Raw genomic sequence first — 16,239 nt, 5'->3', positions numbered from 1 at the left:
GTGAAACAACTTTGCGCCGATGATAGTGCTGCAACCAGTGTGAAAGTAGGTTATCGTCAGGCTTGTTATTCGTAGTAGAGAAAAACCCCGCCAGTAATGGTGGGGTTTTTTTTCGTCTGATGCTTTGGCAGGTTTTACAGCATACAGGCGTAAAAAAAGCAGCGCTACGCGCTGCCTTTGTCATTTGTTGATCAAGCAGACTTTATCCCAGTCAAGGGCAAAGCGGGCCAGAAATTTCTTGAGCCTGTCCGCATCATTCGGCTTGGCTTTCGCGGCACGCGAGACGGCATACAGCGTGCGGCCTGCATCGGACATGCTGTTCGACTGCTGACGCGCGCGGTGGCACAAGTAGGTGTTGCAGCTGTTCCAGATTGATACATGGACGGCCGGATGTGGGGCATATAGGCATGGCATGGCATTTGCTCTTCTTGGATATTCACTAAAAAAACCAAGGAGACCAGCATGACCTATTCCATCCGTACCCTGCTCGGCGTGGCAGCCGCCGGCGCCGTTGCCCTTACTTCCCTGCTGACCTTGCCGCACGCCTATGCGCATGGCAATGTCACGCCGCAAGGCGTCGACACCACGGGCTTGCCCAAGGTGGGCGACAAGTGGCTCGAGCAAAACCCATATCGGGGCAACAAGCTGGCTTTAACGGTGGGCACGTCGGCCTACAACCAGAATTGCGCACGCTGCCACGGCATCGAAGCCATCTCGGGCGGCATCGCGCCGGACTTGCGCCAGCTCGACCGCGATTGCTTCGGCATCAAGAATGAGACAAAGAAACAGGCTTGCTACAAGGAGACGGATAATTACTACCTCACCACCATACGCCACGGTAAAGTACGTAATGGCGCCGTGTACATGCCGCCGTTCGAAGGCGTCTTCAACCAGGAAGCCATGTGGGCCATCAAGACCTATCTGGAAACCCGCAGAGAATCGAACTGATCACGAAGGAGTCCCATGCGTTCATTTCAATTCCGGGGCGCGCTTGCGATGATCTCGCTCGCCTGCCTGGCGCTGTGCGCAGCCGCGCCGGCGCGCGCCGACTGGCAGAAAGTGCAGCAGTCGGGCAGCTTGAAAGTGGCTGTGTATAACGAGTTTGCGCCGTTTTCCGACAAGGGCACTGGCATCGATATCGACATCGCCGAAGCGCTGGCGAAAAAGCTGGGTTTAAAACTGAGCTTGCTGCCATTTCCCGCCGGCGAAAACCTGAACGACGATTTGCGTAATATGGTGTGGAAGGGCCATTACCTGGGTTACGGTCCTGCCGACGTGATGCTGCATGTGCCGGTCGACAAGAAGCTGATGGCCGATAACGACAAGGTTGAAATCTTTGCGCCGTATTACGTGGAAACCGTGCGTCTGGTGCGCAGCGCGCAAGCCGTGCCGCAATTCGATGGCGTCGCTTCGCTGGCCGGCAAGCGCATCGGCGTGGAAAAGGTCTCGATCGCGGCCATGCTGATGCTGGGTGAAGAGAATGGCAAGTACCGCGATGACGTGCGTATCTTCGACACGGCTGCCGAAGCCTTGCGGCAATTGCAGGCGGGCCAGCTCGACGCCGTGCTGGCCAACCGTTCGGAAATCGAATCGCTGCTGAAAAGCGATCCCGCTTTTCCCTTGAGTGAAGTGGCGTTCGCCCGCTTGCCGCGTGCCGGCTGGGCTGTGGGCCTGGCCGTCAGCCGCCAGCAGCTCGATGTGGGCAAGTTGCTGCAGGCAGCCATGAACGAGATGGCCACCAGCGGCGAGCTGAAAGCCATTTTTGAAAAGTATGGCGTGAAGGAAGCGCGGCCCTGAAGTCGCTTGCTTTAGTTGAAAAGCCCGCGCATCGGAAGAGGCGTGGTCTTTTTATTAGAAGGAATACTGGGCGCTGACACCTAGCAGCCAGTTACGGCCTGGCGCCGCTTCATAGTAGCGCTTGTTGCTGTCGCCGACGATGACGGAGCCCACGTAGGTCTTGTCGAAAAGATTGTTCAGACGGGCAAATTCCTTGAAGCGCCAGTTGCCCACGCTTTGTTTTGCATTGAACCGCGCATTGAACACCGTGTAGCCGGGTGCCGGCTTTTCGCTGTTGCTGTCTTCCGCGTAGACCTGGTTGCTAGCCACACTTTCCAGCGCTGCGCCAAAACGCTCCAGCGTGTCTTTCCAGGCCAGTTCTGCAAACAGGTTGGCGCTGGGCACGCCCGGCAAGCGACTGCCTTCGTGCACGCTGCCAAACGCCTGGTCATACACGGCGTGCAGGCTGGTCAGCGCCACTTTTGTCGTGAAACCATACGGCAGGCTGGAGTCCAGCGACACTTCCATACCCTGGCGCAAGGTTTTACCTGCATTGCGATAGCTGGTGCGCCCGCCGCTGGACTTGTCGACTACGAGTTCGTCGTTGGTCTTGATCTGGAACACGGCCGCATTCACATGCGTGTTGCTATTGATTCTGGCCTTGACACCCGCTTCCAGATTGGTGCTGGTGGCCGGTTTCAGCTGGTAATTGAAGCCGCCGCCCGTGCCCGAGTAAAACAGTTCGTTCAAGGTGGGCGCTTCAAAGCCGCGCGCGGCGCTGGCGTAGACGTTGACGTTTGGCGTGAGCTTGTAGAGCAGACCCAGCACCGGCGTCGTATGGCTGAATTCCAGGCTGCCGCTGTCATCGCCATTGCCGAGGAAATGGTCGTCGACCGCCACTTTCATTTTGCTGTAGCGCACACCTGCGCTGAGCAGCCATGGTCCGCTTTGCCATTCCATCTGGATATAAGGATCGAGGCTGGAGACGACATCTTGCTCGTCGCGGCGCAGCTTGCCTTTTACGCCAAAGCTATTGCCGATGAAGTTCTCATAGCCGGTGCGGTCATCGCTGGAGCGGCCATAGTCGATGCCGATGGTGGTGCTCAGCTTGCCGCCGGCCAGCTGGTTCACGTGCAGCCAGTTGGTATCGATACCATAGAACTGGCGCTGGAAGTCGACCACGCCGCCTGAATGCTTAAGTAGACCATCCACTTTGGTATTTTGGAATGCCTTATTAAATGCCTGGTACTGGATCACCTCGCGGTTGCCGCCATACGCCATCACATGCAGGCGGTCATCGCCGAACGCCTGTTCATAGGTGGTACCGATTTGCTGGTGGTCGATGCTCTTGCGCGTGTTGTAGCGTTCGGCCAGGGTGCGCTTCGGGTTTTGCGTATCGCTCGCGTCGATTTCACCGGCGCGCGGGTCGCGGGAAAACGTGGGCCAGGTGAGGCCCAGCGGATCTTGCGTATTGCCCTGGTGCAGGCTGTTGGCGACGATGGTCAGCTTGCTGTCTGCAGTGGGCTTGACGGTGATCTTGCCGAAAGCCTGTTCACGCGTGGCGGTGCTGTGGTTGCGGAAGCCATCCGTGCGGAAGCGCGAACCGTTGAGCACGTAGCCGATGCCGCCTGCCTGGCCTTGCGCCGTCAGGTCCACCTTGCTGGTGCCGTAGCTGCCGCCCGTCACGTTCAGTTCCACGGATGGGGGATGTTGGCCATCCCTGGAAAACAGCTGGATCACGCCGCCCGAGTGGTTGCCGTAGATGGCAGAAAACGGTCCGCGCAGCACTTCGATGCGCTCGGCCGTATCGAGGTTGAAGGTGGCGGCCTGGCCTTGGCCGTCGGGCATGCTGGCAGGAATGCCATCGCTGATCAGTTTGACGCCGCGCACGCCGAAGGCCGAGCGGGCGCCGAAGCCGCGCGACGAGATTTGCAAGTCTTGCGCATAGTTCTGACGGTTCTGCACGACCAGGCCCGGCACGGCGGCCAGCGCTTCCGACGCGTTGACGCGGATTTGTCCATCCTGGATGCGGGCGCTGTCGACGACGTCGATGGAAGCCGGCACTTCCTGGCTGGGGTGGGCGATGCGGCTGCCGCTGACGACCACTGTGTCCATGAGTTGCCCGTTGGCCAAGTCAGCGGCCTCGGCGGCGAAGATGTGGGGGGCGAGGGTGGCGCTGCCGGCGACAAACAGACTGGCAATGGTGTTCAGGCGGAAACGATGCTGCATGCGGATTCTCCAAATGAATAAAAGCCGGCTTGAGCGGCGTGTGCGGCACAGGTCTGCCTAGTCTTATCAAGCAATATGCCTGCCATGTCTCCATTGGTGGGCTGAAATTATACGCTTGTCAGTGGCACGGCGTTTGCATGCAGCAATGGTCAGATGCGCCGATACCGCGCGCTTTTCCCTCGTTTTGCCATTGAAAAGGTGATTATGCCCAACTTCTTCTCGCGCTTGCGCCAGGTGTGCTGGCTGTTGCCTGCGCTCGCCAGCAGCGCCATCCAAGCCGCTCCGTTTGCCTATGTGCCCAATGAAAAATCGGGCACCCTGAGCGTGATCGACACGGCTACCGACCAGGTGGTGCGCCAGATCGCCGCCGGCACGCGTCCTCGCGGCATCGCCGCCGACCCCACCGGACGCCAATTGTTTGTCACGGATGCCGCCAGCAGCACCTTGTTGCTGATCGATAACGCTGGCGGCACGCCCGTGCACAGCGTGGCGCTGGGCAAGTCGCCCGAGGGCGTCAGTGCTTCCCAGGACGGTCACTACGTGGCCGTGGCCGTCGAGGAAAACAATAGCGTGGCCTTGCTCGATGGTCAGACGGGCACATTGCTGGCCGACATCAAGGTGCAAGGGCGCAATCCGGAACATGCCGTCTTCAGCCCCGATGGGCGCTGGCTGCTGGTCAGTGCAGAAGAGGCTGAGCAAGTCGATGTCATTGATGTGGCGCAACGCCGCCAAGTGGCTTCCATTGCCGTGGGCTTGCGTCCACGCGGCATCGGTTTCAGTCCGGACTCGGGCCGCGCCTACGTGGCGTGCGAACTGGTCAATGCCGTCTACGTGATCGACATGACCGCGCGCAAGGCGATTGCCACTATTCCAGCGGGCAAGAATGCCAACGGCATCGCCGTCCATCCCAGTGGCAAGCAGCTGTATGTTTCGAATGGCACGGATGGCACGGTGATGGTGATCGACACGATCAGCAACAAGGTGACGGCAAGCATAGCCGTCGGCAAGCGCCCGTGGAACATGGCCATCACGCCCGACGGCGCCAAGCTGTACGTGGCCAATGGCCGCTCGAACAGTGTTTCCGTCATCGACACGGCCAGTGCGCGCAAGGTGGCCGATATTGCCGTGGGTGAATTGCCATGGGGCGTGGTGATTCGCTAGCGGCACAGCAAAGGTGTTACAGACTGGTACACCTGTTCCATTGTGCAGCGGCGCAGGGAACGGACGGCGCTGGCCCGAATTGGAACAGGATAGTCTTGCCTTGTTCAAAACGCACACACAGTCCCCTGGGCTGAACGACCGGCGTGCGGTGGCGATCAAGCGCATCGATCTGGCCGCCATGCCCTTGTAACAAGGGTAAAACCGGCTAAGTTGGTAGTGGGACGGCGAGCTGGCACGGCATTTGCGGAAGACTCCGTGTACTCACCCCATCTGTAACAGACGTTTGATTTTAATTAAATCAATTCCATTCTAATTAACCTGATAGAGGACGACATGAATCTCGCAGACATCAGCAAACTGGGCGTAGCCAACCCCTTCAAACAACGCTATGACAATTACATCGGCGGCAAGTTCGTTGCACCAGTAAAAGGTGAATATTTTCCCAACATCACACCGATCACCGGTTTGCCGTTTTGCGAAATCGCCCGTTCCACGGCGGAAGACGTCGAGCTGGCGCTGGATGCCGCGCATGCCGCCAAGGATGCCTGGGGCAAGACTTCACCTGCCGAGCGCGCCAATATCCTAAACCGCATCGCCGACCGCATCGAACAGAACCTGAGCCTGATCGCCACGGCGGAAACCATCGATAACGGCAAGCCGATCCGTGAAACGATGAATGCCGACATTCCGCTGGCCATCGACCATTTCCGTTACTTTGCCGGCTGCATCCGCGCCCAGGAAGGTTCCGTCGCGCAAATCGATGCGGAAACGTATGCCTATCACTACCATGAGCCGCTGGGCGTCGTGGGCCAGATCATTCCATGGAATTTCCCGATTCTGATGGCCGTGTGGAAACTGGCGCCAGCCCTGGCCGCCGGCAATTGCGTCGTCTTGAAACCGGCCGAGCAAACCCCCGCCTCCATCATGGTGTTGATCGAACTGATCGGCGACCTGCTGCCACCGGGGGTGTTGAACATCATCAACGGTTTTGGCCTGGAAGCGGGCAAGCCGCTGGCGTCGAGCAAGCGCATCGCCAAGATCGCCTTTACGGGTGAAACGGGCACGGGCCGTTTGATCATGGGTTACGCGGCGCAAAACCTGATTCCCGTCACCCTGGAGCTGGGCGGCAAGTCGCCGAACATCTTCTTTGAAGACGTGATGGATGCCGATGATGATTATTTCGATAAGTGCCTGGAAGGCTTCACCATGTTTGCGCTGAATCAAGGCGAGGTGTGCACCTGTCCATCGCGCGTGCTGATCCAGGAATCGATCTACGAAAAATTCATCGAACGGGCCTTGAAGCGCGTGGCCGCCATCAAGCAGGGCAACCCGCTCGATGCCAGCACCATGATCGGCGCGCAGGCGTCGCAGGAGCAGCTGGAAAAAATCCTGTCCTACCTCGACATTGGCCGTCAGGAAGGCGCCGAAGTGCTGGCTGGCGGCGAGCGCCACACGCAGGCGGGCGACCTGGAGGGCGGTTACTACGTGCGTCCAACGGTGTTCAAGGGCCACAACAAGATGCGCATCTTCCAGGAAGAGATTTTCGGGCCAGTCGTGTCTGTGACCACCTTCAAGGATGAGGCCGAAGCGCTGGCGATTGCCAACGATACCTTGTACGGCCTGGGTGCCGGCTTGTGGACGCGTGACGGTTCGCGCGCCTTCCGCATGGGCCGCGCCATCCAGGCGGGCCGCGTGTGGACCAATTGCTACCACCTGTATCCAGCCCACGCCGCGTTCGGCGGCTACAAGCAGTCGGGTATTGGCCGCGAAAACCACAAGATGATGCTTGACCACTACCAGCAAACGAAGAATTTGCTGGTGAGCTATAGCCCGAAAGCGCTGGGCTTCTTCTAAACCGGCAACAGGCACCGCACCTGTCTATCCAGGTGCGGCGCGCAGAAAGGGATGCCATGAGTGCAGCAATTGCCCGGGTGGTCGCCACCGATGCGGCGCTGGAAATGATGGACAAGTTGCGCCAGCGTCACGGCCCGCTGATGTTTTTCCAGTCGGGTGGCTGCTGCGACGGCAGTGCGCCCATGTGCTACGCGCTGGGCGAGTTCGATGTCAGTGATACCGATATTTATCTCGGCAATTTGAATGGCACACCGTTTTACATGGGGCTCGAGCAATTCGAGTACTGGGAGCATACCCAGTTGATTATCGATGTGGTCGATGGCAATGGCGGCATGTTTTCACTCGACAACGGCACGGGCAAGCGCTTCCTGACACGCTCGCGCCTGTTCACCGATGAAGAGTGCGCGCTATTGCATGCCCAGCCGCATGAGCACCGCAAGACCTGATACACACATACTAATAAAACAGAGGGAGATGATTGTGCAGAAAAAAATCATGGGGATACTCGTCGGTTTGGGTTTTGCTACGCTGGCCCAGGCGGCCGACGTGGGCAATGTCACCAATGCCATGCTCGACAGTACTGCGAAGAATCCGGCCAGCGTCTTGTCGTTTGGCATGGGCACGCAGGGCCAGCGCTATTCGCCGTTGACGCAGATCAATGACAAGACCGTGGCCAAGCTGGTGCCGGCCTGGTCGTTCTCGTTTGGCGGCGAAAAACAGCGGGGCCAGGAATCGCAGCCATTGATTCATAACGGCAAGATGTTCGTCACAGCATCGTATTCGCGCATCTTTGCCGTTGACTTGAAAACGGGCGCCAAGCTGTGGAAATATGAGCATCGCTTGCCGGACGGCATCATGCCGTGCTGCGACGTGGTCAACCGCGGTGCCGCCCTGTACGGCAATTTGGTGATTTTCGGCACGCTCGACGCCTACTTGGTAGCGCTGGACCAGAATACGGGCAAGATCGTCTGGAAGGAAAAGGTCGACGATTATGCGGCCGGTTACTCGATGACGGCCGCGCCGCTGATCGCCGAAGGCTTGTTGCTGACGGGCGTGTCGGGCGGCGAATTCGGCATCGTGGGCCGGGTCGAGGCGCGCAACCCGATGACGGGCGACCTGGTGTGGAGCCGTCCTACCGTGGAAGGCCATATGGGCCACCGCTACGACAAGGATGGCAAGGCCATCGATAACGGCGTATCTGGCACCGTGAACAAAACCTGGCCGGGCGACCTGTGGAAAACCGGCGGCGCTTCGACCTGGATGGGCGGCACCTACGATCCGCAAACCAAGCTCGCGTATTTTGGCACCGGCAACCCGGCGCCGTGGAACAGCCACTTGCGTCCCGGCGACAATCTGTACTCGTCGTCCACCGTGGCGCTGGACGTGAAAACGGGACAGATCAAGTGGGCGTATCAAAACACGCCGAACGATGCCTGGGACTTCGACGGCGCCAACGAGTTCGTCACCTTTGACATGGATGGCAAGCGTTACGGCGGCAAGGCCGACCGCAACGGTTTCTTCTATGTTATCGATGCAACGAACGGCAAGCTGCAGAACGCTTTTCCGTTTGTAAAGAAAATCACCTGGGCCAGCAGCATCGACCTGAAGACGGGACGGCCGAACTACATCGCCGCCGGCCGCCCTGGCGACCCGACCAAGGGAGAAGAGGGCAAGAAAGGTACGACCGTGTTTGCCGCGCCCGCTTTCCTGGGGGCCAAAAACCAGATGCCGATGGCGTACTCGCCGCAAACCAAGCTGTTCTATGTGCCCGCCAACGAATGGGGCATGGACATCTGGAACGAGCCGATCAGCTACAAGAAGGGTGGCGCCTTCCTCGGTGCCGGTTTCACCATCAAGCCTTTGTTTGACGATTACATCGGCGCCATGCGCGCCATCGATCCGAAGACGGGCAAGATCGTCTGGGAAATCAAGAACAACGCGCCGCTGTGGGGTGGCGTGATGAGCACGGCCGGCAATCTGGTGTTCTACGGCACGCCGGAAGGCTACCTGAAAGCCGTCGACGCGAAGACGGGCAAGGCGCTGTGGAAATTCCAGACGGGCTCCGGTGTCGTGGCGCCACCCGTCACCTGGCAGGATGGCGACACGCAATATGTGGCCGTCGTTTCCGGCTGGGGTGGCGCGGTGCCGCTGTGGGGCGGCGAAGTCGCCAAGAAGGTCAACTTTCTGGAACAGGGCGGTTCCGTGTGGGTCTTCAAGCTGGCATCGAAGTAAGGGGTGAAACGCCCGGGCCACTCGGATGGGTGTCTCCCCGTCTGCCGGGCGCTTTCTTTTTTCTGACGGCCCAGGCCGTCAGTTTTTTGTTTACCTGTACCTCGGCTATGCATACTTTCGGTCAAAAAATGAACACCGTGCGTGGCGATTGATCCGCTGTTGCACACGTCGACACGCCATTTTTTTCTTTTCCCCTCTGAGCCGTGCTGGGCACGCTTATTGCCAAAGCTTGAGGTACATCAAGCTTTGGTGTGCACACTAAAAACAGAGAAGAAAGAGGAGAAAAAAATGAAGCTATGGATCAAGCTGGGGAGCCTGGGTGTCATGACAATCGCAGCGATGGGGCAGGCGCAAGCTGTCGATATCAAGGCTGGTGACTGGACGGTGTCGGTGGGCGGCATCGTCAACGCCTATTACACGCAAGTGTCGTGTTCGGGCGATGCGGTGGGCGGGCTGGCGCTGGGCGGCCAGGCGCTCGGTTGCGGCGGCGAAAAGGATCGCACCACCATCGGCAACGGCTTGCTGCCGAATGGCTTGATCACTTCCGCTTCGTCGCGCCTGGGCGAGTACGACGTGAAAGCCTTGATCGGCATCTACAACTCGACGGCCACCGACAGCGCCATCAGCCAGAACAGCGTGGTCGATGTGCGCCAGGCATTCTTTACCTTTGGCAATGAGCAGATGGGCACCTTCAAGCTGGGCCGCGACTATGGCATCTTCGGCGCGAATGCGATCCTGTCCGACATGACGTTGTTGGGCTCGGGCGCACCGGTGCAGGCGACGCAGCGGGGCCGGGTGACCCTGGGCCATATCGGCGCCGGTTATACCTATCTGGGCAACTATGGCCAGATCATGTACAGCACGCCGAAGTCGGGCGGTTTTGGTGCCGACGTGGCGCTGGTCAGCCCCGTTTCCGATACGCCCATCGTGGCAGGCTCGACCTATTCTTCGAAGTCGAGTCCGCAAGTGCAAGCGCAGCTGACGTATGTGCAGGAAGGCTTGAAAGCCTGGCTCGGCGTGAAGTCGCAAAAATTCACCTCGAAAACGCCAGGTGTCGATGACCTGATCATGCGTGGCGTGGAAGTGGGCGGCTCGTACCAGATGGGGCCGGCCGGCGTGCTGCTCAACTTCCAGGGCGGCAAAGGGCTGGGTATCTTGTCCGATGCGGACCAGGGCGATACCAAGTCGAAGAACTGGCTGCTGCAAGGCACTTACAAGACGATAGACAAGCTGAAGCTGGGCTTGTCCTACGGCATCAGCAAGAACGACGATAACACGGCCGGTACGGGCGGCTTGAAGTCGAACGCCAACCTGACCCTGGGTGCGTATTACTCGCTCAACAGCGCGATCACCCTGGTGGGTGAATTGGGTCAGACGCGCTCGAAAGGTTTTGCCGGTGGCGAAGCGAAGATGAATGGCGTGTCCCTAGGCGGCATTATTTTCTTCTAATTAATGAACGCGGCGCCTTGCGACAGGGCGCCGCATGGAGCGCAATACATGCGGATAATGCGGCTATTCATCGGATGCTGGCTATTCCTGTTTATCCTGGGACAGGCGTGGGCGGGCGTGCTGACCAAAGCCGAGCTGGCACGGCGCTTTCCTGCGCCCCTCATCGTTGGCGACAAGGAGGCCGACTTGCCCGTCTGGCCCTTGTTCCGGCAAAACGCCACGGCCACCGAACTGGTCGGCTACGTTTTTGAGTCGTTGGACCTGGCCCCCATTCCCGGCTTTTCCGGCGTGCCCGTCAATTTATTGATCGCCATCAATCCGCAGGGCGGTTTTCTGGACGTGGCCGTGCTGTCGCAGCACGAACCCGTGTTTCTCGATGGCCTGGGTGAAGCACCGCTGTTCCAGTTCGTCAAACAGTACCAGGGTCTGTCGCTGAAACAGAATATCGCCATCGATGCCAGGAAGAAACGCGCGCCAGACGCCACCCATGCCGATATCGACGGCGTGTCGAAGGCCACGGCCTCCGTGCGCATCATCAACCAGAGCGTGCTGGCGTCGGCCTTAAAAGTGTCGCGTAAGAAACTCGGCTTCGCGCAAGGCCGCGATCCCGACCAGATTGCCCGTATCCGCATGGAGGTGTTTGAAAAACTCAGCGCGGCGCAGATGCTCAAACAGGGCTTGATTCAGCATGTACGACTGAGCAACAAGGACGTGGAAACCTTGTTTGCCGGCAGTCCCGGCGCGGGACTCGATGTGGAAGCCGCGAGCGCACCGGACAGCGTGTTCATCGACCTGTACCTGGCGTATGTGTCCGTGCCCACGGTGGGACGCAATCTGTTGACGGAACGCAGCTGGAACAAATTGCGCAACCGGCTCGACGAGGGCGACCACGCCATCCTCGTCATGTCGCGCGGACGCTACAGCGTGCTGGGCGACGATTTCGTGCGCGGCACCGTGCCCGGCCGACTGTTATTGAAACAGGATGGCTTGCCCATCGACATGCGCGACCTGGACCTGGAATTGAACTTGTCGGAGGGGGCAGCGTTGCCGACGGAAAATGTCGCTGTCTTTCGCATCATCAGCCAGGCGGGACTCGATGCGGCCAGTCCGCTGGCATTTTCTCTCCCCATCACGCGCAACAAGGGTATCGTGTATCCGGAACGCATCGCGCGCAATGTGGATTTCAACTACCGCTTGCCGGCCGATTTGTATACGGCGCCGCAAGGCGACGATGCCACCTGGCGCGGCACGTGGAAGAACCGCAAGGCTGAGCTGCTGCTATTGGTCGCCGGGCTGGCGCTGCTGTCCGGCGCATTGGCGTGGCAGAAACGCCTGGTGCGCGATGGCCGGCAATTTACCGGGTTCCGCCGCCTGTTCCTATTGTTTACCATCGCTTTCATCGGCTACTACGCGCAGGGGCAGTTATCGATCGTCAACATTACGGGTGCACTCCAGGCGCTGCTGGCGGGCCGCAGCCTGGGTTTTTTTCTGTTCGACCCGATGACGGTGATCCTGTGGGCTTTCGTGCTGCTCAGCCTGCTGCTCTGGGGGCGCGGCACGTTTTGCGGCTGGCTGTGTCCATTCGGGGCGCTGCAGGAATTCACGGGCAAGCTGGGCCAATGGCTGCGCTTGCCGCAGTGGAAGATCAAACCGCGCCTCGATGGGCGCTTGAAATGGATCAAGTATGGCTTGCTGGCGGCCATTCTTGGCAGCAGCATGTTTTCCAGCCAGATCACGGAAAAGCTGGTGGAACTGGAACCGTTCAAGACGACGATTACCTTGAACTTCGTGCGCGCCTGGCCCTTCGTCGCCTATGCCGTGGGCTTGCTGCTGCTTAGTAGTGTCTCCTACAAATTCTTTTGCCGCTACCTGTGCCCGTTTGGTGCGGCGCTGGCGCTGCTGGGACGATTTCGCCTGTTCAACTGGATTCCGCGTCGCAAGGAATGCGGCACGCCCTGCCAGACTTGCCGCCACCGTTGCGAACATCACGCCATCGCGCCGAGCGGGAAAGTCGATTACGGCGAGTGTTTCCAGTGCATGGATTGCGTGGTGATTTACGCCAGCGATGAAAAATGCGCACCCTTGATGCTGGAAATCAAGCGTGCCCGCACCATTCCCATAGTCCGGGCCACGGCAGAGGAGGGCAGCAATGCAGCGTAGAACGTTTATTTCCGCAGCCATCGGCAGCGTGGCCGGCATGGTGGGCTTGTCTTTGCCTGGCAGCATGGCGCGCGGCACTGCCGCGGCGTCCGGCGTGCGGCCTTATCAAGGCGCCGCGCTGGCATTTGGCACGACGATCGCCGTTACTGTAGTGCACCACGATCAGCACCAGGCCGAACTGGCCATTGAAGACGCCTTGCATGCGGCCAAGAATATCGACCGCCTGATGAGCATTTACAGTCCGGCCAGCCAAGTCTTCCAACTGAACCGTGATGGCCGACTAGGCCGGCCGCACGCGCATTTGCTGGCCGTGCTGGCGCAGGCGCAAGCCTTGTCGCAATGCAGCGATGGCGCGTTTGATATCACGGTGCAACCCTTATGGCAGCTGTTTCGCACGGCGGCAGACCAGGCAAGCTTGCCGACGGAGACATTGCGTCGTGCCGCGCAAGCGCGGGTAGGCTGGCGGCAACTGGCGTGGGATAGGCGCGAAGTGCGTTTTCTTCAGCCAGGCATGGCACTGACCTTGAATGGCCTGGCGCAAGGCTACGCGGCGGATATGGCGCTGGCGGCCGTGCAGGCACGCGGCATACGGCACGCGCTGCTCGACACGGGCGAATTCATTGCGCGTGGACAGCGTTCCGTGCGCCGTCCCTGGACCTTGGGCATCCAGGACCCGCGCGACGGCGAAATCCTGGCGGCCACCCTGAAAGTGGAGGGGCGCAGCGTGGCCACGTCGGGCGACTACGAATGCACGTTCACGCCCGACTTCGTACATCACCACATCTTCGACCCATCGAAGGGCGATTCGCCGGGCGAACTGGCCAGTGTCACCGTGCTGGCACCCACGGGCTTGCTGGCCGATGGCTTGTCGACGACCTTCATGGTGACGGGGGCCGCGCGTGCGCATGCGATGGCCGAGCACATGCAGGGCGTTGACCTGATGACCATCGACAAGTCGGGGCAGCGCAAGATGTCGCCCGGCTTTGCCCGTCTACTCTAGGCTATTTCAGATGCGGTACCTTGCGATAGATCGTGTTGCGCGATACGCCCAAGGCCCGCGCCGTGGCCGAGACGTTGCCGCCGTGGGCATCGAGTGACTTGAGAATGACGCTTTGTTCCATCTCTTCCAGATTGGCGCCGGCGGCGATCATGCGGTCCGTGCTGGCGCTGGCGGCACTGGCTTGCGTCATTTCAATATCGTCGAGGAAATCATCAGGCATGTGGCGCAAACAGATTTCATGCTCGTCGCCTGCCATGACGATGGCCGTGCGCAACAGATTGGTCAACTGACGGAAATTGCCTGGCCACTTATGCTGGTGGAACATGTGCAGGATGTCAGGCGCCACCGTATAGCGCGTGTCGGGCGCTTCCGTCACGAGGATTTTTTTGACGACCGTATCGAGGTCCGTGCGTTCGCGCAACGGCGGCAGTTTCACTACCAGGCCATTCAAACGGTAATACAAGTCTTCGCGGAACAGTCCCTTGGCCATGCGTTCGCGCAAGTTGTGATTCGTGGCGCAAATGAGTTCCACATTCACGGTGATCGATTTGCTGCTGCCCAGCGGTGTGACCATGCGTTCCTGCAGCACGCGCAACAGCCGCGCCTGCAAGCCAAAGGGCATGTCACCGATTTCATCGAGGAAGAGGGTGCCGCCATTAGCTTGCAAAATCTTGCCGATGGCCCCCTTCTTGCGCGCGCCCGTGAATGCCCCGTCTTCATAGCCGAACAGTTCAGACTCGATCAGGGTTTCCGGGATCGAGGCGCAATTGACGGCGATAAACGGTCCCATGGCGCGCGGCGAGTCGTTGTGTATGGCTTGCGCCAGCAATTCCTTGCCGGTACCCGTTTCGCCCATGACGAGGATGGGGATGTCGCGTCCCAATACCTTGTTGACCTTTTCGATCACCAGTTCCAGTTGCGGATCGCCCGTGCGCAGATAGCGCAGACCGGACAGGCGGCGCGCCGCATTGGCTGCATGGCTTGCCGACGCGGGAACCTGGGCCGGCACGGCGTTAATATCGCTATGGTCGGTGCTGGCAGTAAAGCCGTGCTGGAAGACGCTATTGGACAGGCGCAACTGCGCGCGCCCATACACGCGCACGCCACTATGCATGCACAGGTTCAGCAGACCGGGTGCGGCCGTGCGGTAATGATCGTACAGAGCGGAAACGGGCAAGCCGAACAGGGAACTGAAGGTATGTGATTGCAGCGCGGCAAATGACAGGCCCAGCTGGAACAAACCATTTTTGTTGGCGGATAAAAACCGTCCGCCCGGTGTGAACGAGGCAATGCCTTCCATCAAGGTGCCGATGAATTCGGGGCGCGCGTGGAAGTGCACGGTGATGGCATCTTCGAAGGTGGCGGAAAACAGCTGATTTTCGATCATCAGCGCCGACATGCGCACCAGGGCCATCGTATGCTTATGGAAACTGCGCTGGTCGCTCGACACGTCCAGCACGCCGATGACATTGCCCCGGTGGTCGGTAATGGGGGCGGCTGAGCACGTCAGGAAATGATTGGCGGCCAGGTAATGCTGGTCCGCATGGACCAACGTCGGTACTTTTTCCGTGATGGCCGTGCCGATGGCATTCGTGCCGCGGCTTTGTTCTGACCACGCCACACCCGGCTGCAGGGCGACGCGGTTGGCTTTCTCCAGAAAATCATCGTCGCCCAGCGAATGCACGATGACGCCATTGGCATCCGTCAAGATCACCATATTGTGCGTGTTAACGATTTGCTGGTACAGGGTTTCCATCGCCGGCAACGCGTGCGTGTGCAGCATGCGATTTTGCTCGATCAGCAAGGACAGATCGGATTTGCCGGCCGGCGTAAAGTCGGGCGTGGCCGTGGGAGACAGGCCAAAGGCGACTGAGCGCTGATGGGACGTTTCGATGATGACGGGCACGTTGTCTTGTCCTGCCGGCAAAATGTTCGCGTCCGCGATGGACGAAAACGGTGCGCTACGGTAAGTAGCTGACGGTTGATACATGATCTCGTTGCCTCCGTTGGGCCCTGTACTGCGGCGCTCTTTTGAATATCGAGAGTGTTCCATAATGTAGCACCTGTCACAGATGGGAGCAAAGCAAAGCGAACCGGGCTATCCCCAGTGTTGCTGCCAGGCCCAGAGTTGCTCCCCTCAGTGGGCAGTGCATAGGCTGGTATAAGCAAGTGCGGTGCCAGGGCTGTTTCGCCGGGCGGGAAAATAGCCCTTGCGGGGCGTGCGGGGCAGGGCTATAATTCGACCCCTCGCTGAACGATGCATGCAAATGCCGAGTAAAGCAGGGTGAAAAAGAAGGTTGACGAAATGCTGCAAACGCTTCATACTCTTCCTTCTTCGCAGCTGACAAACACAACGCTTTGTCGATAGCGCGAGAGTA

At 59.5% G+C, this 16,239-nt stretch carries 12 protein-coding genes; 9 read left to right on the top strand and 3 right to left on the bottom strand.

The window, feature by feature from the left end:
* Positions 1-180 precede the first annotated feature (180 nt).
* Positions 181-315, bottom strand: a complete 135-nt coding sequence (locus ACP7DE_RS27650; protein ID WP_426075115.1) for a hypothetical protein — start codon at positions 313-315, stop codon at positions 181-183.
* A gap of 147 nt (positions 316-462) precedes the next feature.
* Here ACP7DE_RS27650 and pedF point away from each other — a divergent pair, with 147 nt between their 5' ends.
* Together pedF and ACP7DE_RS27640 are read left to right on the top strand one after the other, a co-directional pair.
* Positions 463-948 carry a cytochrome c-550 PedF gene (gene pedF / locus ACP7DE_RS27645; RefSeq protein ID WP_035824926.1) on the top strand — a complete coding sequence of 162 codons (486 nt, stop codon included), beginning with the start codon at positions 463-465 and terminating at the stop codon, positions 946-948.
* 15 nt (positions 949-963) lie between these two features.
* A complete protein-coding gene (locus tag ACP7DE_RS27640; protein WP_426075114.1) occupies positions 964-1,797 on the top strand; it encodes a substrate-binding periplasmic protein in 834 nt (277 codons plus the stop codon).
* A 54-nt stretch (positions 1,798-1,851) separates the two neighbouring features.
* Here ACP7DE_RS27640 and ACP7DE_RS27635 read toward each other — a convergent pair whose 3' ends face one another.
* Positions 1,852-4,005: a TonB-dependent receptor family protein gene (locus tag ACP7DE_RS27635; protein ID WP_426075113.1), complete on the bottom strand. Its 2,154-nt coding sequence runs from the start codon at positions 4,003-4,005 to the stop codon at positions 1,852-1,854.
* Positions 4,006-4,209: 204 nt separating this feature from the next.
* On the opposite strand from ACP7DE_RS27635, the gene ACP7DE_RS27630 reads away from it, so the two are divergent.
* The 7 genes from ACP7DE_RS27630 to ACP7DE_RS27600 all read left to right on the top strand — a co-directional run bounded on the left by ACP7DE_RS27630 (position 4,210) and on the right by ACP7DE_RS27600 (position 13,861).
* Positions 4,210-5,166, top strand: a complete 957-nt coding sequence (locus ACP7DE_RS27630; protein WP_426075112.1) for a beta-propeller fold lactonase family protein — start codon at positions 4,210-4,212, stop codon at positions 5,164-5,166.
* 333 nt (positions 5,167-5,499) lie between these two features.
* The gene (adh, locus tag ACP7DE_RS27625; RefSeq protein WP_426075111.1) at positions 5,500-7,020 is read left to right on the top strand and encodes an aldehyde dehydrogenase; all 1,521 of its coding nucleotides are present in this window, start codon (positions 5,500-5,502) and stop codon (positions 7,018-7,020) included.
* 56 nt (positions 7,021-7,076) lie between these two features.
* Positions 7,077-7,466, top strand: coding sequence for a DUF779 domain-containing protein (locus ACP7DE_RS27620; RefSeq protein ID WP_034756816.1), 390 nt, complete (start codon positions 7,077-7,079; stop codon positions 7,464-7,466).
* Positions 7,467-7,515: 49 nt separating this feature from the next.
* Positions 7,516-9,252, top strand: coding sequence for a methanol/ethanol family PQQ-dependent dehydrogenase (locus ACP7DE_RS27615; protein WP_426075110.1), 1,737 nt, complete (start codon positions 7,516-7,518; stop codon positions 9,250-9,252).
* A gap of 288 nt (positions 9,253-9,540) precedes the next feature.
* The gene (locus ACP7DE_RS27610; RefSeq protein ID WP_426075109.1) at positions 9,541-10,701 is read left to right on the top strand and encodes a porin; all 1,161 of its coding nucleotides are present in this window, start codon (positions 9,541-9,543) and stop codon (positions 10,699-10,701) included.
* 57 nt (positions 10,702-10,758) lie between these two features.
* The gene (locus tag ACP7DE_RS27605; RefSeq protein ID WP_426075108.1) at positions 10,759-12,861 is read left to right on the top strand and encodes a 4Fe-4S binding protein; all 2,103 of its coding nucleotides are present in this window, start codon (positions 10,759-10,761) and stop codon (positions 12,859-12,861) included.
* The gene (locus ACP7DE_RS27600) at positions 12,851-13,861 is read left to right on the top strand and encodes an FAD:protein FMN transferase (protein ID WP_426075107.1); all 1,011 of its coding nucleotides are present in this window, start codon (positions 12,851-12,853) and stop codon (positions 13,859-13,861) included. The genes ACP7DE_RS27605 and ACP7DE_RS27600 overlap by 11 nt, the downstream gene beginning before the upstream one ends.
* Position 13,862: 1 nt before the next feature.
* Here the strand turns inward: ACP7DE_RS27600 and ACP7DE_RS27595 are convergent, their stop codons facing one another.
* Positions 13,863-15,851: a sigma-54-dependent Fis family transcriptional regulator gene (locus ACP7DE_RS27595; protein ID WP_426075106.1), complete on the bottom strand. Its 1,989-nt coding sequence runs from the start codon at positions 15,849-15,851 to the stop codon at positions 13,863-13,865.
* Between the last annotated feature and the right edge of the window lie 388 nt (positions 15,852-16,239).

Origin of the sequence: Janthinobacterium sp. DSP2-3-3 (assembly GCF_049897325.1) — a bacterium.
Taxonomy (GTDB): domain Bacteria; phylum Pseudomonadota; class Gammaproteobacteria; order Burkholderiales; family Burkholderiaceae_D; genus Janthinobacterium.
This window is presented reverse-complemented; position numbering and strand designations above follow the sequence as displayed.

Coding starts and splice junctions, on each gene's coding strand:
- ACP7DE_RS27615 (WP_426075110.1), top strand. CDS start 7,516: ATGGGGATACTCGTCGGTTTGGGTTTTGCTACGCTGGCCCAGGCGGCC.
- ACP7DE_RS27640 (WP_426075114.1), top strand. CDS start 964: ATGCGTTCATTTCAATTCCGGGGCGCGCTTGCGATGATCTCGCTCGCC.
- ACP7DE_RS27600 (WP_426075107.1), top strand. CDS start 12,851: ATGCAGCGTAGAACGTTTATTTCCGCAGCCATCGGCAGCGTGGCCGGC.
- adh (WP_426075111.1), top strand. CDS start 5,500: ATGAATCTCGCAGACATCAGCAAACTGGGCGTAGCCAACCCCTTCAAA.
- ACP7DE_RS27610 (WP_426075109.1), top strand. CDS start 9,541: ATGAAGCTATGGATCAAGCTGGGGAGCCTGGGTGTCATGACAATCGCA.
- pedF (WP_035824926.1), top strand. CDS start 463: ATGACCTATTCCATCCGTACCCTGCTCGGCGTGGCAGCCGCCGGCGCC.
- ACP7DE_RS27620 (WP_034756816.1), top strand. CDS start 7,077: ATGAGTGCAGCAATTGCCCGGGTGGTCGCCACCGATGCGGCGCTGGAA.
- ACP7DE_RS27650 (WP_426075115.1), bottom strand. CDS start 315: ATGTCCGATGCAGGCCGCACGCTGTATGCCGTCTCGCGTGCCGCGAAA.
- ACP7DE_RS27630 (WP_426075112.1), top strand. CDS start 4,210: ATGCCCAACTTCTTCTCGCGCTTGCGCCAGGTGTGCTGGCTGTTGCCT.
- ACP7DE_RS27595 (WP_426075106.1), bottom strand. CDS start 15,851: ATGTATCAACCGTCAGCTACTTACCGTAGCGCACCGTTTTCGTCCATC.
- ACP7DE_RS27605 (WP_426075108.1), top strand. CDS start 10,759: ATGCGGCTATTCATCGGATGCTGGCTATTCCTGTTTATCCTGGGACAG.
- ACP7DE_RS27635 (WP_426075113.1), bottom strand. CDS start 4,005: ATGCAGCATCGTTTCCGCCTGAACACCATTGCCAGTCTGTTTGTCGCC.